Origin of the sequence: Azospirillum formosense, from assembly GCF_013340925.1 — a bacterium.
GTDB lineage: Bacteria > Pseudomonadota > Alphaproteobacteria > Azospirillales > Azospirillaceae > Azospirillum > Azospirillum formosense.
In genome coordinates this window covers 1-19551 of record NZ_WHOR01000098.1, presented here as the reverse complement: position 1 = coordinate 19551, position 19551 = coordinate 1, and the positions used below count along the sequence as shown (strand labels likewise).

Below are 19551 nucleotides of genomic sequence, written 5' to 3'. Positions count from 1 at the left end.
CGGGGGGTGTGAGTGACGTGGCGGGGGGGGACGTGGTGCGGACGGATGAGCGCGTTGTGGTAGTTTTTTTGTTAAAGAATGGGGCGCCCGCGGAGCTCTACACAGAGTGGATCGTCGGCAGCGTCGGATGTTTATAAGAGACAGGCTATCTGGAGCGGGTCGGCGCGAGCGGCGCCCTGAGCGAACTGCGCCCCGCCGCCTTTCCCTTCCTCGACCTCAACAGCGGTGAGCGATGGTGCCTGCGGCCCGGCGGGCTGTGGCTGTTCGACACGGCGCGCCGCGTGCCGGGAAGCCGGCCCGCCGAATACCTCGCCGCGCTGCGCACCCTGACCGCCGGCCCCGAGGCGACGGTGGCCGACGCCCTGCCCCCCGGCGGACCGCTCTACGAGCGTCTGTGGCGGCCGCTGGCCGTGTCGGTGATGAACGGGGCGCCGGAGCGGGTGTCCGCCCGCCTGTTCGGGGCCGTGCTGCGGGAAACGCTGCTGCGCGGCGAGGCCGCCTGCCGCCCCCTGTTCGCCGAGAAGGGCCTATCCGCCGCCCTGGTCGATCCGGCGGTGGCGTGGCTGAAACGGCACGGCGCCGAGCTGCGCACCGGAACGCGGGTGGATGGGCTGGAACGCGCAGGCGACCGCATCGCCTCCCTGTCGGTGGAAGGGGAGCACATCCCGCTTGGCGGCGATGACGCGGTGGTCCTGGCGGTCCCGGCCTGGATCGCCGGGCGCCTGCTTCCCGAGGCTGTGTCCGTCCCCGCTGCTGGCCGGGCCATCGTCAACGCCCACTTCCGCCTGCCCGCCGCAGCGATGGAGTTGCCGGGCGGCCTGCCCTTCCTGGGACTGGTCGGCGGCACGGCGGATTGGCTGTTCCGGCGCGGCGACGTGCTGTCGGTGACGGTCAGCGACGCCGATGCGCTCGCCGTCCTGCCTGCCGACGCGGTCGCCGCCACGCTGTGGCGCGACGTGGCGAAGGCGTTGGGCACGCCCGGCGCGGCCCTGCCGCCGCACCGAATCATCAAGGAGCGCCGGGCGACTCCGGAACAGTCCCCTGTCCATGCGGCGAATCGCCCCGGCCCACGAACCAGCCTGCGGAACCTCGTTCTGGCCGGCGATTGGACGAACATGGGGCTTCCGGCGACACTCGAAGGTGCGGTTCGCTCCGGCGAGTTCGCCGCACGCGCGGTCCTGACCGCTAGGATTACCACCTTTTCGCGCCTCGGCCTTTTTCCAGCCTTCACTTTGCCGCGCCGCGGGCCTATTTGAGCGGACGGAGGTGCCGTGCCGCCAAGGCGCGGGCCGAGATGGGACAATCCAAGAAGAGAGGGTAACTCAATGGCGTTCGAACTGCCGCCGCTCCCGTATGGCTATGATGCTCTGCAGCCGTTCATGTCGTCGGAGACGCTGCACCTGCACCACGACAAGCACCACCAGACCTACGTCACCAACCTCAACAACCTGACGAAGGACAGCCCGCTGGCCGACGCCAGCCTGGAAGACGTCATCAAGCAGAGCTACGGCGACGCCTCCAAGCAGGGCCTCTTCAACAACGCCGGCCAGGTGTGGAACCACACCTTCTACTGGCAGAGCATGAAGAAGAACGGTGGCGGCGCCATTCCGGGTGAGCTGGAGAAGCGCCTGATCGCCGACTTCGGCAGCGTCGACAAGTTCAAGGAAGAGTTCTCGAACGCCGCCATCACCCAGTTCGGCTCGGGCTGGGCGTGGCTGTACATCGACGGCGGCAAGCTGAAGGTCACCAAGACCTCCAACGCCGACACCCCGCTGGCCCAGGGCCACTTCCCGCTGCTGACCGCCGACGTGTGGGAGCACGCCTACTACGTCGACTACCAGAACCGCCGCGCGGACTTCGTGAAGGCGTTCCTGGAGAGCCTGGTGAACTGGGAGTTCGTGGCCGAGCGCCTGTCGAAGGCCCCGGCCTGATCCCTTATCGGATCGCCAGAACGGAAAAGGCCCCCGATCGGGGGCCTTTTTTGTTGGTCTCTTCCGGTCGGGCTTCCGACCCGGATCACACCGGAAGCAGCGCCGCCCCAACCCGCCGCCCTTCGGCCAGCAGGACGTTGTAGGTGCGGCAGGCCGCCCCGGTGTCCATCACCTCAACCACCAGACCGGCGTCGCGCAGGCTCTGGCGCAGCGCCTTGGGCAGGAGTTGCATCCGGGTGCCGGATCCGAGCAGGAGAAACTCCACCCGCGGCTCCGCCCCGATGACCGGGGCGAAGTCCTCCGCCGTCAAGGCGGCGAAGTCCTGGGGACGCCAGGGCTCCGTGCGGTCGGGAAGCACCACGACGGCCCCGGTGCGCCATTGCCCGGATACGCAGAACTGCCCTTCCCCGTAACCGTCGATGACCTGCCGGTCCGACGGGATGATCGGCGTGATGTCCGTCATCTCTTGTCCGTTTCCTGTTCTTGTCGATCAGGGCGTCGGGTTGGCGGCCGGGGCCGCGCTCTCCGCCGGCGCGTTGCGGCGCAGCCGGTTCTCGCCCAGGAACAGCAAGATGGGGGCGGCGATGAAGATGGACGAGGAGGTCGCCAGGAAAATGCCGAAGATCAGCACGATGCCGAAGTCCTGCAACGCCTCGCCGCCGAAGAAGGCCAGCGGCAGGATTGACAGCAGCGTCGACATGGAGGTGCCCAGCGTGCGGTTCAGCGTTTCGTTGATCGAGCGATCGATCAGCTCGCGCAGCGGCATCTTCTTGTAGATGCGCAGGTTCTCGCGCATGCGATCATAGACCACGACCTTGTCGTTGGTCGAGTAGCCCATGATCGTCAGGATCGCCGCGATGGCCGTCAGATTGAACTGCATCCCGGTGATCGCGTAGAAGCCGACCACCTTCGTCACGTCCAACAGCAGCGTCACGATGGCGCCGAAGCCGAACTGCCATTCGAAGCGGAACCAGATGTAGACGAGCATCGCCAGCAGCGCGAGGCCGAGCGCCAGCATGCCGTTGAAGAACAGCTCGCCGCTGACCGACGCGCCGACCGCCTCGACGCGGCGCACGGTGGTGCCGGGAATCTCCTGGGCGAGCGTGGCCCTCACCTTGTCGGCGGCCACCTGCTGGGCCGCGTCGTCGCCCGGCTGGCGTTCCAAGCGGATCAGCACGTCCTGGGGCGAGCCGAACTCCTGCAACGCCACCTGCCCCATGTTGAGCTGGGTCAGCGTGTGGCGCAGCGAGGCGAAGTCGGCGGCCTGCGGCGTGCGCGCCTCGATGACGATGCCGCCGCGGAAGTCGATGCCGTAGTTCAGGCCGGGATAGAAGAACAGCACCACCGACGCGATCGACAGGAACGCCGACACGATCAGGCCGGCGTGTCGCCCGCGCATGAACTGGATGTTGGTGTTGTCAGGGACCAGACGAAGCCGGAACATGGGAATGACCTCTTACACCGGCAGGGCGGCCGGCCGCGTCTTGCGCAGCCAACTGACCATCATGAGACGCACGAGCACGGTGGCCGTGAACAGCGAAATCAGGATGCCGAAAGTGATGGTGACGGCGAAGCCCTTGATCGCGCCGGTGCCCAGCACGAACAGGATGGCCATCTTGATGGCGGTGGTCAGGTTGGCGTCCACGATGGTGGAGTAGGCGCGGCTGAAGCCGGCCTCGACCGAGCCGAAGACGCCGCGGCCCTTCTTCGTTTCCTCGCGGATGCGCTCGTTGATCAGGATGTTGGCGTCGACCGCCAGACCGAGCGACAGGAGGACGCCGGCGATGCCCGGCAGCGTCAGCGTCGCCTGGAGCAGCGACAGCGCGGCCAGCGTCAGAACGGTGTTGACCAGCAGCGCGAAGCAGGCGAAAGCCCCGAACAGGCCGTAGGCGGCGATCATGTAGGCGCAGACCAGCACGAAGCCGATGCCCACCGACATCAGGCCGGCGCGGATCGAATCGGCGCCGAGGTCAGGGCCGACCGTGCGCTCCTCGATCACCTTCAGCGGGGCCGGCAGCGCGCCGGCGCGCAGCAGGACGGCGAGGTCGTTGGCGTCGGCGGCGGTGAAGCTGCCGCTGATCTGGCCGCGTCCGCCGGTGATCGGCTCGCGGATCACCGGGGCGCTGATGACCTTGTTGTCGAGCACGATGGCGAAGGGCCGGCCGACGTTGGCGCGGGTCACGTCGGCGAAGCGGCGGGCGCCGATGCTGTCGAATTCGAAATTGACCACCCATTCGCCGGTCTGCGGGTTGCTGCCCGCGGTGGCGTTGGTCAGGTTGGCGCCGTCCACCTCGACCTTCTTGCGGATGACGTAGGCGCTCTGCGCCCGCCCGCCTTCTGCCGAGGGAAGGATGTCGGTGCCCGGAGGGGCGCGGCCGGCGCTCGGGTCGGCGTTCATGTCGACCAGACGGAAGGTCATCTTCGCGGTGGTGCCGAGCAGCCGCTTCACGCGGTCGGGGTCCTCGACGCCGGGAAGCTGGACCAGGATGCGGTCGGCGCCCTGTCGGGCGATGGTCGGCTCGTTGACGCCGGTCTCGTCGATGCGGCGCCGCACGATCTCGATGGACTGCTCGATGGCCTGGGTGGCGCGCTCGCGCAGGGCGATCTCGCTCAACCGGGCGGTGACGCTGCCGCCGCCGGAGGTGACCTCCAGATCCGGCTGGCCGCCGCCGAGCGGTCCGCCGCCGATGGTGTTGGCGAGCTGGCGCAGCGCCCGCACCGCCGTGTCGGCCTGCGCCGGGTCGCGGAGCTGCACGGTGATGCCGCGGTCGCCCGGGGTGATCGCCGTGTAGCCGACATTGTCGTTGCGGAGCTGGGTGCGCGCCGAATCGACCAGGCCTTCGACGCGGTCACGGATGACCGCGCCCATGTCCACCTCGAGCAGCAGGTGCGACCCGCCGCGCAGGTCGAGGCCGAGGTTGACGCGGTTGTGCGCGTACCAGTTCGGCAGGGCCGACAGCGTCTCGCGGCTGAAAAAATTCGGCAGCGTGAGGATGGTCCCGAGCACGCAGATCGCGACGATCAGAAAAATCTTCCAGCGCGGAAAATACAGCATTCGTAAACCAGTCCCGTTCGCTACCGGAGAACCGCGTTACTTGCGGTCCACGACCTTTTCTTCAGCCTTCTCGTCGGCGCTCTTGGCCGGCTCGGACTTCGACAGCACGAGGTTCACGGTGGAGCGCATGACGCGGACACGGACGTTCTCGGCGATCTCGACCTGAAGTTCGTCCTCCGGGCCCACCTTGGTGACGGTGCCGATGATGCCGCCGCCGGTCACCACGCGGTCGCCGCGACGGATGGACTCCAGCATGCCCTTGTGTTCCTTCATCTTCTTCTGCTGCGGACGGATCAGCAGGAAATAGAAGACGACGAAGATCAGGATCAGCGGCAGGAACTGCACGATCATGTCGGCCCCACCGGCGGCGGGCGCGGCGGTCTGTGCATAGGCCGTCGAAACGAACATCTGGAGGCTCCCTGTGGTTTGGTTCCGAAGGCGCAGCGGGCGCTCGCGGACGCGGCGACTATAACGGTCCGGGCCGTCGATGCAATGGAATAGGGGTACGCCCGCCGGGCTTCAAGGGCCGCGGCTGTCCATCACGGCAAAGAGAAGCAGGAAGCGGCGCACGCAGGGCGCCTCGACCGGCTCCACCCCGTGGAAGGAGCGGTCGGACGGCGCGTAGGCCAGCAGATGGTTCGGCAGGAAGGGCGCGGTGCCGGCCAGCTCGAAATCCGCGCGCGGGAACCGCTCGGTCGACCGTCCGGCGTTGGCGGTGAAGGATGGATCGCGCGGCCGGTACAGCGCCGTGCCGAGATCGGGACGGCTGCCATCCGCCGGCATGTAGAGCAGCATGGACAGGAAGGTGCCGAACACGTCGGTGTGGGGCAGCATGGCATGGCCCGCATGGTCCTCGACCAGCCGCGCGTAGACCGTGGCCGGCCGGCTTCCGATCGGCGTTTCCAGCTTGGCGGCGAGCGAGGGGAAGCGCGGCGCCAGCCGCCTCAGCGTCTCGGGCCCGAACAGGGAATCGCGGACCTCCCGCCAGACCGCACCGGCTTCCGGCTCCATCTCCCGCAGGTTGCGGTCGGTCAGGACCATCTGATAGCGCTGGGGCAGCGTGTCCATCTGCAGGAGGGCAAGCGCCTCGAACTTCGGCCACCGGGCGACGGCGCGGGCGTAGAGTTCCGCCGGCAAGGCGTCCGGCACCACCAGATGCGGAAAGGGGTCCTCGCGAAGGAGCGTCTCCTCCAGCCGCCGCAGCACATGTTCGGCGCTCTCCGCCGGCTTCGGGAGATCGGTGGAACGTTCTGCGTGCATGGCCGGCCCTCGGTTCGCGCTTGGCGCACCATAGCGGCGCGCACGCCTCCCCCGCAAGCGCGCCTCCTTGTCCGGCGGCGCGCCGGCGGGTTAGGGTCGGCGCAACGAAACCGGAAGAAACGCCTGCGAAGGAACACGATGTCGGACGCCCAATTGCTGCCCCTCCTCACCCGCATCGCTGAGGCCCTGGAACGGCTCGCCCCGCCGCCGCCGGGCCGGCTCGACCTCGGCGCCGCCGACGCTTTCGTCTGGCACGCCGACCCCGACCGGCTGGAGCCGGTGCCCATCGTCAACCGGGTTGAGATCGGCCTGCTGCGGGGCGTCGAACGGCAGCGCGACATCCTGCTGGACAACACCACCCGCTTCGCCACCGGCCTGCCCGCCAACAACGCCCTGCTCTGGGGCTCGCGCGGCATGGGCAAGAGCTCGCTGGTCAAGTCGGTGCACGCCGCCGTGGCGCAGGACCATCCCGGCACGCTGGCGCTGGTGGAGATCCACCGCGAGGACATCCCCACCCTGCCCCGCCTGCTCGCCCGGCTGAAGGACGAGCCGCGCCGCTTCATCCTGTTCTGCGACGACCTGTCCTTCGACCATGACGACGCGCATTACAAGTCGCTGAAGGCCGTGCTTGAGGGCGGGATCGAGGGGCGCCCGGAGAATGTGGTGTTCTACGCCACCTCCAACCGCCGCCACCTGATGCCGCGCGACATGATCGAGAATGAGCGTTCCACCGCCATCAACCCGGCGGAGGCGGTCGAGGAGAAGGTGTCGCTGTCCGACCGCTTCGGCCTGTGGCTGGGCTTCCACAACTGCGACCAGCCGACCTACTTCTCGATGATCGAGGGCTACGCCGCCCGCTTCGGGCTGGACATCCCGGCGGAGCAGCTGCGGGCCGAGGCCGTGGAATGGTCGGTGACCCGCGGCAGCCGCTCCGGCCGGGTGGCCTGGCAGTTCATCCAGGACCTGGCTGGCCGTCTGGAGAAGCCCCTTCGGTGACCCGCGGCTCCATGCGGTCGCGCGGGTCGACCGCCTGGCTGCCCTTGCGCAGTTCGAAATGAAGCTGCGGGCTCGTCACCGATCCGGTCTGACCGACCGTTCCGATGGCCTGCCCGCGCTTCACCGCCACGCCCCGCTCCACATCGATGCGGTCGAGATGGGCGTAGGCGGTGATGAAGCCGTCCGAATGCTTCACCAGCAGCAGGTTGCCGAAGCCGCGCAGTTCGTTGCCGGCGTAGGCGACCACGCCGTTGTCGGCGGCGACCACCGTCGTCCCCTTGCTGGCGGCGATGTTCAGGCCGTCGTTGTGCAGACCGTCCGGCTTCGGCCCGAAGGTCGAGATCACCTTCCCCTTCACCGGCCAGAGCAGCCGCCCGGTGGCGCGCTGCGGCGTCGCCTGCTCCACAGCCTTCGGCGGCGGGGGCGGAGCGGCGGCGACCTCCTGGGCTGGGGCCGCCGGTGGCGGCGGCGGGACCGGAGCGGCCTCGACGGCACGCGGCGCCGGCGTCGGTTCCGGGACGGCGGGCTTCTGGCCGGGGGGGCGCAGCGAGGTCGGGGCCTGCCCCGGTTGGTAAACGGGGGCGCCGGTCGTCCCATCCGGCGCGGCGGCCGGCTTGGCGCCGGGCACCGGCGCGAGGACGGTCGTGGTCTGTGACGGGCTGTCCACAGGAGCTGAGGTTGAAGCACCCGGCGGCGGCAGCTCCGCCGCCTGGATGGAGCCGCGCGACACCTGCTTGACCGGCGCCGCGGCAACCACGCCGCCGACCGCGGCCCCCGCGCCGGAGGACGGCGCCTGGGCCACCGCCGTGCCGCCCGGTGCGTCACCGCCCGGCAGGCGCAGCGGTTGCCCGGCCTGCACCGCGTAGGGTGCGGTCAGGCCGTTGAGGCGGGTCAGTTCGCTCATGTCCGCGCTGAACATGCGGGAGATGCCGTAGAGCGTGTCGCCGCGCTGGACGATGTACTGGCGCGACACCGGCAGGACGAGACGCTGGCCCACCTGCAACTGGTAGGGCGGCGACAGGTGGTTGACCTCCAGCAGGTCGCGCAGCGGCACGTTGTAGCGCCGCGACAGCGAATAGGCGGAGTCCCCGCGCTGCACGATCACCGCGCCGCCGATGGAATCCGGAGTGTTGGACACCGAGGTGACCGGCGCCAGATCGCCGGTGCGCTGCTGGCAGGCGGCGAGCAGCGGGATCACCGCCAGCGCCGCGAGGAGGGCGCGCCCAGACACGCCAAATGTCACGCCGAACGGGCCGGCTACTCCGTTCCTGGCGGAGACGGAGGGTCGGACAGCAACGGTACGAAGCGGACGGGCCACAAGTCCTCCCGTGTAAGACCGGTTTCGGTCCGCCGGATGCGGACGACCCGCTGGCCGCGGTAGTCGCCCCCCAGCGGGATGACCATGACACCACCAACGGCGAGCTGATCCGTCAAGTCCTTTGGCGCATCGGGGCCTCCGGCGGCCGTGACCAGTATGCGCTCGAACGGCGCCTGTTCGGGCCAGCCCTTCGTCCCGTCGCCGTGGCGGGTCGTGATGTTGTTCAGGCCCAGCGCCTGGAATCGCGCCTCCGCCTCGGTCAGCAGCGGGCGCAGCCGCTCGACGGTGTAGACCCGTCGGCACAGCCGCGACAAAACCGCCGCCTGATAGCCGGAGCCGGTGCCGATCTCCAGCACCGTCTGCCGCTCCCCCAGTTCCAGCGCCTGGGTCATCAGCGCCACGATCAGCGGCTGGCTGATGGTCTGGCCGAGATCGATGGGAAGCGCCGTGTCCTCCCACGCCTGATCCTGGAAGGGGTCGGGAACGAAGCGCTCGCGCGGGATCCGTTCGATCGCGGCCAGAACCCGGGTGTCGGTCACGCCGTTGCGGCGCAACGCCATCAGAAGCCGGATCTTGCGTGCCTCGACCGTCACATTCTATCCATTCACCTCTGAAACGACCTCATTCGAACGCGTGCCGCAGGGTCTGGAGCGTCGGCGTGTGCGTCAGGTCCAGATAGACCGGAGTCACCGAAATGCCGCCGTGGAAGACCACGTGGATGTCGGTGTCGGACGCCACATCGGCCTCGCCGCGAAGGGTCCCGATCCAGATATAGGGTTTGCCGCGCGGATCGACACGCTCCACCAGTTCGTCGCCGATCTTGCGTTTGCCGTGGCGGACGACCTGGATGCCGGTCACCCGGTCCGCCGGGCAGGCCGGGAAGTTCACGTTGAGCAGAACGTATTTCGGCCAGGGCGTGGAGACCGCCTTGCGGATCACCTCCGCCCCCCAGCGCTCCGCCGCCGACCAGTCGATCTGGGCGCGGTTCTCATAGTGCTGGCTGAGCGCGATGGCCGGGACACCCAGCAGGGTCGCCTCCATGGCCGCCGCGATGGTGCCCGAGTAGGTGACGTCCTCACCGATGTTGGAGCCCTGGTTGACGCCGGACAGGACCAGCGTCGGGCGGGCGTCCTTCATGATGTGGTTGACGGCCAGTAGGACGCAGTCGGTCGGCGTGCCGTCCACCGTGTAGCGCCGCTCGTCCAGCTGGCGCAGCCGCAGCGGCCGGTTGATGGTCAGCGAATGGCTGGCCGCCGACTGCTCCATCTCCGGCGCCACCACCCACACGTCGTCGGAGATGGAGCGGGCGATGGCCTCCAGGACCTTCAGGCCCGGCGCGTGGATGCCGTCGTCGTTGGTGACGAGGATTCGCGCGTTCGACAGGTCGAGGGGGAGATCGAACATCAGGCGGTGATCCTTTCCAGCCCGCGCATGTAGGGCCGGAGCGCTTCGGGAACCAGGATGGAGCCGTCGGGCTGCTGGTAGTTCTCCAGCACCGCGATCAGGCAGCGCCCCACCGCCACGCCCGAGCCGTTCAGCGTGTGGACGAACTGCGTCTGCTTCTCGCCCTTCGGACGGCAGCGCGCCTTCATGCGGCGCGCCTGGAAGTCACCGCAGTTCGAGCAGCTCGAAATCTCGCGGTACATGTTCTGGCCGGGCAGCCAGACCTCGATGTCATAGGTCTTCTGTGCCGAGAAGCCCATGTCGCCGGTGCACAGCGTGACCACGCGGTAGGGCAGCCCCAGCCGCTGCAGGATGGTCTCGGCGCACTGGGTCATGCGCTGGTGCTCCGCCTCCGACTGGTCCGGGGCGGTGACGCTGACCATCTCGACCTTCCAGAACTGGTGCTGGCGGATCATGCCGCGGGTATCCCGCCCGGCCGACCCGGCCTCGGCGCGGAAGCAGGGGGTCAGCGCGGTGTAGCGGTGGGGCAGTTCCTCCGTCGCCACGATCTGGTCGTTGACGAGGTTGGTCAGCGGCACTTCGGAGGTCGGGATCAGATAGTGATCGCCCGTGCGGAACAGGTCCTCCTCGAACTTCGGAAGCTGGCCGGTGCCGAACAGGGCGTTGTCGCGGACCATCAGCGGCGGCGCGATCTCGGTGTAGCCGTGCTCGCCGGTGTGGATGTCCAGCATGAAGTCGGCGAGCGCGCGCTCCAGCCGGGCCAGACCGCCCTTCAGAACGGTGAAGCGGGCGCCCGACATGCGCGACGCCGCCTCGAAATCCATCAGGCCCAGCGCTTCGCCCAGCTCGAAATGCTGCTTGGCGCCGGCGATGGCCTTCGGCTCGCCCCAGCGGCGGATTTCGACGTTGGCGGTCTCGTCGGGGCCTTCCGGCACATCGTCGGCGGGCAGGTTGGGGATGGAGGCGAGCAGGCTGTCCAACTCGGCGCCCAGCGCCTTCTCCTCCGCCTCGACCTGGGGCAGACGCTCCTTGAGCTGTGCCATCTCGTCCATCAGCGGCTGGGCATCGCGGCCCTCCCGCTTGGCGAGGCCGATCTCCTTGGCCGCCTCGTTGCGGCGCGCCTGCATCTCCTGCAACTGGGTCTGCGCGGCGCGGCGGCGCGAATCGAGGTCCAGCACCGTCGGCGACATCGGCTCAAGACCCCGGCGGGCGAGGCCGCGGTCGAAGGATTCGGGGTTCTCACGGATGGCGCGAAGGTCGTGCATGGCTCACGGCGATACGGAATGGGTGGGAGGCTGGTTATAGTCCGACGCCGGGTGAAGGTCCAGTGGTGGCGCCGCACCGACGGAAAAGACCCTGAAATGATTGGTGTCCTATACTTATCGGTGGCGCCGGGAATGCGAATGCGTGCAGAACCCCGAAATCGACCGCTGCCCTCCCCACTTCGGACATGATCCTCGACACCCGCACCCTCGTCATCGTCCTGGTGGGCATCGGCGCTCTGCTGTCCATCGCCGCCTTCCTGGCCTGGAGGGCGCACCGCCACATCACGGCGCTGGCCTATTGGGCCGGAGGAGCGCTGCTCGGCACCGTCGGGATGGCCATGGTCACCGCTTACGGGGCCTGGCCGCCCGCCGCCGTCGTACCGCTGAGCAACGCCCTGGTGGCCGCCACCTACATCCTGAATTGGTTCGGCGTGCGCAGCTTCGCCGGACGGTCCGTCCCCTGGCGCTTCGGGATGGCGCTGCTCGCCGTGCTGACCGCGGGCATCGCGTGGTTCGTGGTGGCAACCAACGACGTGACGGCGCGCGTCCTGATCATGTCCGCCGGGATCACCGGCCTGTCGCTGCTGGCGGCCCTGGAGCTGTGGTGGACGGGGACGGCGGACCGGCCGAGGCGGGCGCAACGGGTCACCGCCCTGATATTCCTTGCCCATGCCCTGTTTGTGGCCGGGCGCGCCGTGCTGACCGCCTGGGGTGGGCCGTTGGACAGCATCCTGACATCCAACTTGGTGCAGAGCGCCGGATTCCTGGAGGCCATCCTGGCGGTCACAGGCTGGGGATTCGGCTTCCTGGCCATGACCAGCGAGAAGCTTCAGGCCGATCTGGACCGCATCGGCACCATCGACCCGCTGACCGGCGCCTACAACCGCCGGGCCTTCCTGAAGCACGCCGAGCGGGAGTTGCTGCGGGCGGAACGCAACGGGGCGCCGCTCACCCTGCTGCTGCTCGACCTCGACCGCTTCAAGCGGGTCAACGATACCTTCGGCCATCTCGCCGGCGACGCGCTTCTCCGGCTTTTCTCCGAGACCGTCACGGCGCGTCTGCGCCGCACCGACCTGTTCGGGCGCTATGGCGGGGAGGAATTCTGCCTGCTGCTTCCCGACACCGACCGCACCGGGGCGGCGGTGTTGGCGGAGGCGCTGCGGCGCGATGTGGCGGCGCGGTCGCTGCCCTTCCAGGGCCACGAGATCGCCGCCAGCGTCAGCATCGGCATTGCCGCCTGCCGCAGCGGCGAGGATCTCGACGCGGCGCTCGCCGCCGCCGACCTGGCCCTCTACCGGGCCAAGCGGAACGGCCGCAATCAGGTGATGGTCGCCGAGGCGGCCAACTGAACCTACGGGGTGTGGGCGGAGCGGCTTACGCCTGCTCCGCTTCCGTCTCTTCGGCGTCGCCGCGCGTCTTCTCGATGCGGCGGCCGATCAGGATCGACACCTCGTAGAGCGCCAGCAGCGGGATGGCCAGGCCGACTTGGCTGATGACGTCCGGCGGTGTCAGGACCGCCGCGACGACGAACACGAACACGATGGCGTAGCGCCGCTTCGCGGCCAGCGTCTCCGTCGTCAGCAGCCCGGCGCGGATCAGCAGCGTCAAAAGGACCGGAAGCTGGAAGGCCAGACCGAAGGCGAAGATCAGGTGCATCACGAGGCCGAGATACTCGCTGACGCGGGCCTCGAACTCGATCGGCAGGGCGCCGGCGTCCATGCCCGGGTGGAATTCGAACCCCAGGAAGAAGCGCCAGGCCAGCGGGAAGATGAAGTAGTAGACCATCGCCCCGCCCAGGAAGAACAGGATCGGGGTGGCCACCAGGAAGGGCAGGAAGGCCTTGCGCTCGTGCTTGTAGAGGCCGGGCGCGACGAACATCCAGATCTGGCTGGCGACGATGGGGAAGGACAGGAAGCAGCCGGCCCAGAAGGCCACCTTCACGTAGGTAAAGAAGGCTTCGGTCAGGCCGGTGTAGATCATCCGCCGCCCCTGCCCGGCCAGGATGTCGGCCAGGGGCTGGACGAGGAAGTTGTAGATGCGGTCCGAGAAGGCGTAGCAGACGAAGAAGGCGATCAGGATCGCCAGCGTCGCGTACATCAGCCGGTTGCGCAGCTCGACCAGATGGTCGATCAGCGGCATCTTGCTTTCTTCAAGCTCGTCGTCGGTCTCGCCGGTCATGCGCGTTTCGCCGGACACTGGATCACGCCTGCTTGTTCGTGGTTGCCGCCGCAGCGGAGTCGGCGGAGGCCGGAACCGGCGGCTGGGCCGGGGCCGGGACGAACTCCGCGGGCGGAGCCGGAGGAAGCGGGGCCGTGACCGGCGGTTCGGTCGCCGGCTGCGGCTGGGCCGCCGTCACCTGTGGCGATCCGACGGCAGGCACGGGAGAAGCGGCCGTCGGGGTCGGGCCATCCTCCGGCGGGCTGCCGTGATAGCCGTCGGCCCCGAGGTTGGCCCCCACGTCGAAGGCGCCCTTCAGTTCCCCCTTCGGATCGATCGTGTTCTCGACCATCTTCTGGAGGTTCGTGTCGCGGACCTTCAGGGCCTCCTTGCGAAGCTCGTCAAGCTCGGCCTCGCGCATCATGTCGTCGATGTGGCCCTGAAAGTCGCGCGCGACGAGGCGCGCCTTCTTCACCCATTTTCCCAGGGTGTAGATGGCCTTGGGCAGGTCCTTCGGGCCGATCACCACGAGGGCGATGACCGCGATGACCATCAGTTCCGACCATGCGATGTCGAACATGGCTCCTCAGCCTTTCGAAGCGGCGCGGGAATGAAGGGCGCCGGACGGTCAGGTGCGGGCCGTCTCGTCCTTCTTCACGCCGGGGTCGGCGGCGGGCGGAACCGGGGCGGGCGGAACCGGATGGACCGAGGACACCGGTTGGGCCGGAGGAACCGGCTGGTTCGGCAGGACCTTGGAGTCGGCGCCCGCAGCGTTACCCTCTTCCTCGTCCTTCAGGCCGGCCTTGAAGTTCTTGATGCCCTTGGCGAGGTCGCCCATGACCTTCGGCAGCTTGCCGGCGCCGAACAGGAGCAGGACGATCAGAAGGACGATGACCCAATGCCAGACGCTGGAGAATCCCATGACACACGTTTCCTGAACAGGCAGCCCAATGGCGGGGCGGCACTATGGCAGAAAGGTTCCCCTCCCGCAACGATCGGTCGGGCGAAACCGCTCAAACGACTAAGTGGGTGCACCGGCTGGAAAAACGAAGGCCTGACACAGGTCCATGCACACCGAAACGTGACTTTGTTCGGCGGGCAGGAACTGGCCCGGCATGCGGGAGTGCAGATGCACCGACCCGCCCTTCCCGTCCGGCACGTCGAGATGGACCAGGCTGGTGCGGCCCAGCAGGCGCGCCGCCATCACGCGGGCCAGAACCGGCAGGTCCCCAACGGGAACCGTGGCGGCGGGCTGGGCGGACAGCTTCAGCGCTTCCGGTCGGATCAGCACCTCGACGGCGGTGCCGTCGGCGAGTTCCGTCGGGATCGGGCCGACCGGCGTGTCCACCGCCCCGCCCTGCACGACGCCCGCCAGCCGGTTGACCTCGCCGAAGAACTCGGCGGCGAAGGCGTTGACCGGGCGGGTGTAGAGGTCCACCGGGTTGCCGACCTGAACAACCTTGCCGGCGCGCATCAGCGCGATGCGGTCGGCCAGGAACATCGCCTCCTCCGGGTCGTGGGTGACCAGCATGGTCGCCGCACCGTTCTGCTTCAGCACATGCAGCGTCTCGTCGCGCACCTGCTCGCGCAGCCGGGCGTCCAGGCCCGAGAAGGGCTCGTCGAGAAGCAGGACCGCCGGATTCGGGGCGAGCGCGCGGGCGAGCGCCACGCGCTGCTGCTGGCCGCCGGAGAGGTGGTGCGGGAAGGAATCAGCGTAGCTGGCCATGCCGACCTGCCCCAGCGATTCCAACGCGCGCTTGCGCTGCGTCTCGCCGGACAGGGCAGTCAGGCCGAAGCGCACATTGTCGAGCACCGACAGGTGCGGGAACAGCGCGTAATCCTGGAAGACGAGGCCGACGCCGCGGCGTTCCGGCGGCACCGCGCCGCGCTCGTCGGCGACCACCGTGCCGCCGATCCGGACGGAGCCGGTCTGCACCGCCTCCAGCCCCGCCGCGATGCGCAGCAGCGAGGACTTGCCGCAGCCCGACGGGCCGCACAGGCAGACGATCTCCCCCGCCCCGATGGTCACGCTGACGTCGTTCACGGCGACGACACGCCCGTAGCGGTGGGTGACGCCGTTCAGCGCCAGGGCCTCCACCGCGATGGCGGCGCCGCCGCCTTGCGGGCCGGAGGCATCGAGATGCCGCCCGTTGGCCGGGAGCGTGACCGGCGCGGCCTCGCAGGGCGCGCCCTGCCGCGGGTCGGTCCCGCGGCTGAACAGGGCCGACGCCTTATCCCGCAGCGCGGTGCGCAGGCGGGCCGGGCGCGGTTCGGAAACGGCGTCTCCGGCGGCGGAGAGAGAACGGGCATCGGTGACGGACGGACGATCCATGGCAGTCCCAGTCTATGGCGGTCCCAGTCTGAAGCGGCCCGGGGGTCGTTTGATGGCGGTCGATTGACCTTAGTACCGGCGCGCCGACCCTGATGCAAATGGTTCTTATTTTCGAGCGTTTCGCTCAGGTATCGGAATCGTCAGCGTTTTCCGATGGTTCCGCGTCCTCCAGACCAGCGCCGCCGATGCCCAGCAGCACGGGCCGCGAATCGAGCAGGCCGGCGGCGCGCAGGTCCTCCACGCCGGGCAGGTCGCGCAGCGTCTCCAGCCCGAAATGGTCGAGGAAATGGTCGGTGGTGATCCAGGTCAGCGGGCGCCCCGGCGTCTCGCGGCGGCGGCCCGGCCGGATCCAGCCGTTCTCCATCAGTATGTCCAGCGTGCCCTTGCTGGTCGCCACGCCGCGGATCGCCTCGATCTCGGCGCGGGTCACCGGCTGGTGGTAGGCGATGATCGCCAGCGTCTCGATGGCGGCGCGGGACAGCTTCTTGGAGACTTCCTCCTCCTGACGCAGCAGCGGGGCGAGATCCAGCGCCGTGCGGAAGGACCAGCCGGCCCCGGTGCGGATCAGATTCACCCCGCGCGCCGCGTAATGGACGCGCAGTTCCTCCAGCAGCGCCCGCACGTCGGCGTCGCGGCTCAGCCGCCGGCCCAGCGTCTCCTCGTCCAGCGGATCGGCGGAGGCGAACAGCAGCGCTTCCAGAAGCCGCAGGTCGCGCAACCGCCGCTCGACCTCCTCCGGGTTCTCGATCTCCTGGATCATGCCGTCGGGTCCGCTCATTCCTCGTCGCCCTGCTCATGCTGGTGCTCATGCCGGCGCGATGCCCGGCGGACGTAGATGGGGGAAAAGGCGCCGTCCTGGCGAAGCTCCACGCGGCCGGCCTTGGCCAGCTCCAGCGTCGCCGCGAAGTGGGCGGCCAGCGCCGAGCGGGTCAGCAGGCCGCCGCGCACGCCGTCCGGCAGGAAGCTCGACAGGGTGGCCCAGTCCGGCATGCGGCCGAGCAGCTCGGACAGCCGGCGCACCGCGTCCTCCAACGAATAGAGGCGCACCGGCTCGATGTGCAGGACGCCGCCCTCCTGCCGCTTCTTGTGCTCGCCATAGGCCTTCAGCAGGTCGTAGAGCGTGACCTGGAAGACCGACTTGCGCAGGATGTCGAGGTCCTCCGGGGCGCCACGGGCGAAACGGTCAACCCCGAGCTGCGGGCGGGCGAACAGCTTGGCCGCCGCCCCCTTCATCGCCTCCAGCCGCTGGAGCTGGAAGGCCAGCGCCGCCGCCATGTCCTCGCCCGACGGCTCCTCGTCCTCGACCTCGGGGATCAGCAGGCGGGACTTCAGGTAGGCCAGCCACGCCGCCATGACGAGATAATCCGCCGCCAGCTCCAGCCGCACCTTCCGCGCCTCGGCGATGAAGGCGAGATACTGGTCGGCGAGCTGGAGGATGGAGATCTTCGTCAGGTCCACCTTCTGCTCGCGCCCCAGCGCCAGCAGCATGTCGAGCGGCCCCTCGAACCCGTCCAGGACGAGGACGAGCTGCTCCGCCGGGCTGGCCGCCTCACTCTGGTCTTCCGGCTCCGGGGGCTTTGGGGCGACCATGCCGTCAGTTGCCGCTGAGGATGCGGATCAGGTCGATCATGTAGTCGATCGGCGGGCCGAGCACCCAGGAGAAGACGCTGAGATCCATGCCGAGCTCCCGCCCGATGAAGGGCAGCAGGAAGAAGGCGCCGATCAGGATCAGCATGCCGTACTTCTCCAGCCGGGCCAGCGGGAAGGCCAGCGCGTCGGGCAGGATGCCGACCGCCACGCGCCCGCCGTCGAGCGGCGGCAGCGGGATCATGTTGAAGACCATCAGCACGACGTTGACCAGGACCGACACCTCCAGCGCGGCGCGGATCCACATCTCGGTCGCCCCGCCCTGCGGGCTGGTGAAGCCCCAGATGATCGCGGAGACCAGCGCCAGGACGAAATTCACCCCCGGCCCGGCCAGCGCCACCCACACCATGTCGCGGCGCGGGTGGTTCAGACGCCCGAAATTCACCGGCACCGGCTTGGCCCAGCCGAAGACGAAGCCGGTGGTGAAATACATCACCGCCGGCAGCACCACCGTGCCCAGGGGGTCGATGTGGCGGAGCGGATTCAGCGTCACCCGGCCCAGCCGCCACGCCGTGTCGTCGCCGCGCCACATCGCCACGAAGCCGTGCGCCGCCTCGTGCATCGTGATGGCAAGGATCGCGGGGATGGCGACCGCAAAGATCATCGGTATGCGGTCGATCAGACCTTCCAGCACGCCCGTCTCTCCCGTTGCGCCCCCCGGATTCGCCGGGGAAGCCTGAGCATGGCTCTAAACCTGGGGAGTTCCCAGCAATTCCGCCAGACGCGCCCGCAGCTCGCCGGCGTCCACCGGCTGCGCCGGGCCGCGCAGCGCCTCGGCCCGCTCCCAGCGGCGAACGGCTGCGCCGCTCATCGCCGGAACGCCCTCGGCCACCGCCACCATCTCCTCCATCACGCCGTTGCAATGGAGCACGACGTCCAACCCGGCCGCCAGGACCGCCTCCGCCCGGCCGCGCATGCCACCGACCAGCGCACCCATCGAGAGGTCGTCGCTGAACAGCAGCCCGTCGAAGCCGATGGGGGCGCCGCGCACCACGTCGCGCACCACGACGGCCGAGGTGCTGGCCGGCCGGTCCGGGTCGATGGCCTTCAGCACCACATGGGCGACCATGCCGAGCGGCATGTCGGCCAGGGCGCGGAAGGGCGCGAAGTCGGTGGCCTCCAGCGCCGCGCGCGGGGCGTCCACCACCGGCAGCTCGGCGTGGCTGTCGGCGAAGGCCCGGCCATGGCCGGGCAGATGCTTGACGACCGGCAGCACGCCGCCGGCCATCAGCCCCTCGCAGGTCGCCCGCGCCAGATCGGCCACGCGGGCCGGATCGCCGCAGAAGGCGCGGTCGCCGATAATGTCGTGGGCGCCTTCCACCGGCACGTCGCAGACCGGGGCGCAATCCACCGTCACGCCGCAGTCCGCCAGCATCAGCGCCAGCAACCGTGCGTTGATCCGGGCGGCCTCCCGCCCGGCGGCGGCGTCGCGGGCCGCAAGGTCGCCGAACGCGCGCATCGGCGGGAAGGCCGGCCAATGCGGCGGGCGCATGCGGGCCACCCGCCCACCCTCCTGGTCGATCAGCACGGGCGCGTCGGCGCGCCCCACCGCCGCGCGCATTTCCGCCACCAGCGCGCGGACCTGCTCCGGCGTGTCGCAGTTGCGCCGGAACAGGATGAAGCCCAGCGGATCGGCGTCGCGGAAGAAGGCGCGCTCGTCAGCGGTCAAGGCAGTGCCGGCGGCGCCGAACACCACGGCGCGATGGCGCGCGCGACGGGGTCCGGACGCGTTTCGGGCGTTCGGCAAAGCCGGATCAGGGACGGACAACCACACACCCCACATTCTGGGACTTGAGCTGGGCGCAGACCGACTTGGCGCGCTCCTCGTCGAGGCCGACGCCCTGGATGCGGTAGAAGATGCCCTTCTCGCCCAGATCGGCCTTGGCGACCTGCATCGACAGCCCGCCGAGCGCCGCGCCGTAGCGGCTGGACAGGCGCTTCCATTCCGTCGAGGCCTCGGCCTCGCTGCGCACCGAGGCGAGCTGGACACGCCAGTTCCCCCCACCCGACGCCTTGGCCGGAGCGGGTGCCGGTTGCGGCGCCGGTTGCGGCGTCGGAGCGGCGGCCACCGGCGGCGCCGGCTGCGGCTTTGGCGCCGCGACGGGCGCCGCCGGAGCCGGCTTGGCCGCGGGCGGGGGGGGCCGCCTGGGGGGCCGCGGCGGCGGGTGCGGGTGCCGGCCGCGGCG

22 protein-coding genes are annotated in these 19551 nt (G+C 69.5%); 4 read left to right on the top strand and 18 right to left on the bottom strand.

The genetic code is table 11. The annotated features are described in order from the left end of the window. Nucleotides 1-281: 281 nt before the first annotated feature. Nucleotides 282-1256 carry a hydroxysqualene dehydroxylase gene (locus GBZ26_RS14615; RefSeq protein ID WP_345772045.1) on the top strand — a complete coding sequence of 325 codons (975 nt, stop codon included), beginning with the start codon at nucleotides 282-284 and terminating at the stop codon, nucleotides 1254-1256. Between the two features lie 69 nt (nucleotides 1257-1325). Next, nucleotides 1326-1931 carry a superoxide dismutase gene (locus tag GBZ26_RS14610; protein ID WP_014197280.1) on the top strand — a complete coding sequence of 202 codons (606 nt, stop codon included), beginning with the start codon at nucleotides 1326-1328 and terminating at the stop codon, nucleotides 1929-1931. A gap of 85 nt (nucleotides 1932-2016) precedes the next feature. On the opposite strand, the gene GBZ26_RS14605 is transcribed toward GBZ26_RS14610, so the two are convergent. From GBZ26_RS14605 to GBZ26_RS14585, 5 genes are all read right to left on the bottom strand, one after another. Then, a complete protein-coding gene (locus tag GBZ26_RS14605; RefSeq protein WP_174439461.1) occupies nucleotides 2017-2394 on the bottom strand; it encodes an Mth938-like domain-containing protein in 378 nt (125 codons plus the stop codon). Between the two features lie 27 nt (nucleotides 2395-2421). Continuing rightward, nucleotides 2422-3375, bottom strand: coding sequence for a protein translocase subunit SecF (gene secF / locus GBZ26_RS14600; protein ID WP_174439460.1), 954 nt, complete (start codon nucleotides 3373-3375; stop codon nucleotides 2422-2424). A gap of 12 nt (nucleotides 3376-3387) precedes the next feature. Next, nucleotides 3388-4986 (bottom strand): protein translocase subunit SecD, encoded by a 1599-nt coding sequence (gene secD / locus GBZ26_RS14595; RefSeq protein WP_174439459.1) that lies wholly within the window; start codon nucleotides 4984-4986, stop codon nucleotides 3388-3390. A 36-nt stretch (nucleotides 4987-5022) separates the two neighbouring features. Next, nucleotides 5023-5394 (bottom strand): preprotein translocase subunit YajC, encoded by a 372-nt coding sequence (gene yajC, locus GBZ26_RS14590; RefSeq protein WP_035676253.1) that lies wholly within the window; start codon nucleotides 5392-5394, stop codon nucleotides 5023-5025. Between the two features lie 111 nt (nucleotides 5395-5505). After that, nucleotides 5506-6246 carry a hypothetical protein gene (locus tag GBZ26_RS14585; RefSeq protein ID WP_174439458.1) on the bottom strand — a complete coding sequence of 247 codons (741 nt, stop codon included), beginning with the start codon at nucleotides 6244-6246 and terminating at the stop codon, nucleotides 5506-5508. A 138-nt stretch (nucleotides 6247-6384) separates the two neighbouring features. Here GBZ26_RS14585 and GBZ26_RS14580 point away from each other — a divergent pair, with 138 nt between their 5' ends. Beyond that, the gene (locus GBZ26_RS14580) at nucleotides 6385-7242 is read left to right on the top strand and encodes an ATP-binding protein (RefSeq protein WP_174439457.1); all 858 of its coding nucleotides are present in this window, start codon (nucleotides 6385-6387) and stop codon (nucleotides 7240-7242) included. On the opposite strand, the gene GBZ26_RS14575 is transcribed toward GBZ26_RS14580, so the two are convergent. Genes GBZ26_RS14575 through serS form a run of 4 tightly spaced genes read right to left on the bottom strand, consistent with a single transcriptional unit; the run spans nucleotide 7199 to nucleotide 11229 of the window. After that, on the bottom strand, nucleotides 7199-8473 hold the full coding sequence (locus GBZ26_RS14575) for a peptidoglycan DD-metalloendopeptidase family protein (RefSeq protein WP_343207275.1): 1275 nt from the start codon (nucleotides 8471-8473) through the stop codon (nucleotides 7199-7201). The genes GBZ26_RS14580 and GBZ26_RS14575 overlap by 44 nt on opposite strands. 26 nt (nucleotides 8474-8499) lie before the next feature. Beyond that, nucleotides 8500-9153 (bottom strand): protein-L-isoaspartate(D-aspartate) O-methyltransferase, encoded by a 654-nt coding sequence (locus tag GBZ26_RS14570; protein WP_174439455.1) that lies wholly within the window; start codon nucleotides 9151-9153, stop codon nucleotides 8500-8502. Nucleotides 9154-9181: 28 nt separating this feature from the next. Then, entirely contained in the window at nucleotides 9182-9964 is a 783-nt protein-coding gene (gene surE / locus GBZ26_RS14565) for a 5'/3'-nucleotidase SurE (RefSeq protein ID WP_174439454.1), read from the bottom strand. Next, nucleotides 9964-11229, bottom strand: a complete 1266-nt coding sequence (gene serS / locus GBZ26_RS14560) for a serine--tRNA ligase (RefSeq protein ID WP_174439453.1) — start codon at nucleotides 11227-11229, stop codon at nucleotides 9964-9966. The genes surE and serS overlap by 1 nt, the downstream gene beginning before the upstream one ends. 185 nt (nucleotides 11230-11414) lie before the next feature. Here serS and GBZ26_RS14555 point away from each other — a divergent pair, with 185 nt between their 5' ends. Continuing rightward, complete coding sequence (locus tag GBZ26_RS14555; protein WP_174439452.1) at nucleotides 11415-12578, top strand: GGDEF domain-containing protein; 1164 nt, start codon at nucleotides 11415-11417, stop codon at nucleotides 12576-12578. A gap of 25 nt (nucleotides 12579-12603) precedes the next feature. On the opposite strand, the gene tatC is transcribed toward GBZ26_RS14555, so the two are convergent. The 9 genes from tatC to GBZ26_RS14510 all read right to left on the bottom strand — a co-directional run. Next, the gene (tatC, locus tag GBZ26_RS14550; RefSeq protein ID WP_174439451.1) at nucleotides 12604-13407 is read right to left on the bottom strand and encodes a twin-arginine translocase subunit TatC; all 804 of its coding nucleotides are present in this window, start codon (nucleotides 13405-13407) and stop codon (nucleotides 12604-12606) included. A gap of 22 nt (nucleotides 13408-13429) precedes the next feature. Further along, entirely contained in the window at nucleotides 13430-13966 is a 537-nt protein-coding gene (gene tatB, locus GBZ26_RS14545) for a Sec-independent protein translocase protein TatB (protein ID WP_174439450.1), read from the bottom strand. Nucleotides 13967-14014: 48 nt separating this feature from the next. Further along, entirely contained in the window at nucleotides 14015-14308 is a 294-nt protein-coding gene (locus tag GBZ26_RS14540) for a twin-arginine translocase TatA/TatE family subunit (protein ID WP_174439449.1), read from the bottom strand. Nucleotides 14309-14407: 99 nt separating this feature from the next. Beyond that, the gene (locus GBZ26_RS14535) at nucleotides 14408-15718 is read right to left on the bottom strand and encodes an ABC transporter ATP-binding protein (RefSeq protein ID WP_174439448.1); all 1311 of its coding nucleotides are present in this window, start codon (nucleotides 15716-15718) and stop codon (nucleotides 14408-14410) included. Between the two features lie 124 nt (nucleotides 15719-15842). After that, nucleotides 15843-16496, bottom strand: coding sequence for an SMC-Scp complex subunit ScpB (gene scpB / locus GBZ26_RS14530; protein WP_425514941.1), 654 nt, complete (start codon nucleotides 16494-16496; stop codon nucleotides 15843-15845). Continuing rightward, nucleotides 16493-17308, bottom strand: coding sequence for a segregation and condensation protein A (locus GBZ26_RS14525; protein ID WP_174439447.1), 816 nt, complete (start codon nucleotides 17306-17308; stop codon nucleotides 16493-16495). Before GBZ26_RS14525 ends, scpB begins: the two co-directional genes overlap by 4 nt. Nucleotides 17309-17312: 4 nt before the next feature. Further along, nucleotides 17313-17999: a site-2 protease family protein gene (locus GBZ26_RS14520; protein WP_343207276.1), complete on the bottom strand. Its 687-nt coding sequence runs from the start codon at nucleotides 17997-17999 to the stop codon at nucleotides 17313-17315. Nucleotides 18000-18053: 54 nt separating this feature from the next. Next, nucleotides 18054-19148, bottom strand: coding sequence for a beta-N-acetylhexosaminidase (gene nagZ / locus GBZ26_RS14515; RefSeq protein WP_174439446.1), 1095 nt, complete (start codon nucleotides 19146-19148; stop codon nucleotides 18054-18056). Next, on the bottom strand, nucleotides 19120-19551 hold a 432-nt coding region (locus GBZ26_RS14510), incomplete at its 5' end, for an SPOR domain-containing protein (protein WP_174439445.1). The genes nagZ and GBZ26_RS14510, both read right to left, overlap by 29 nt.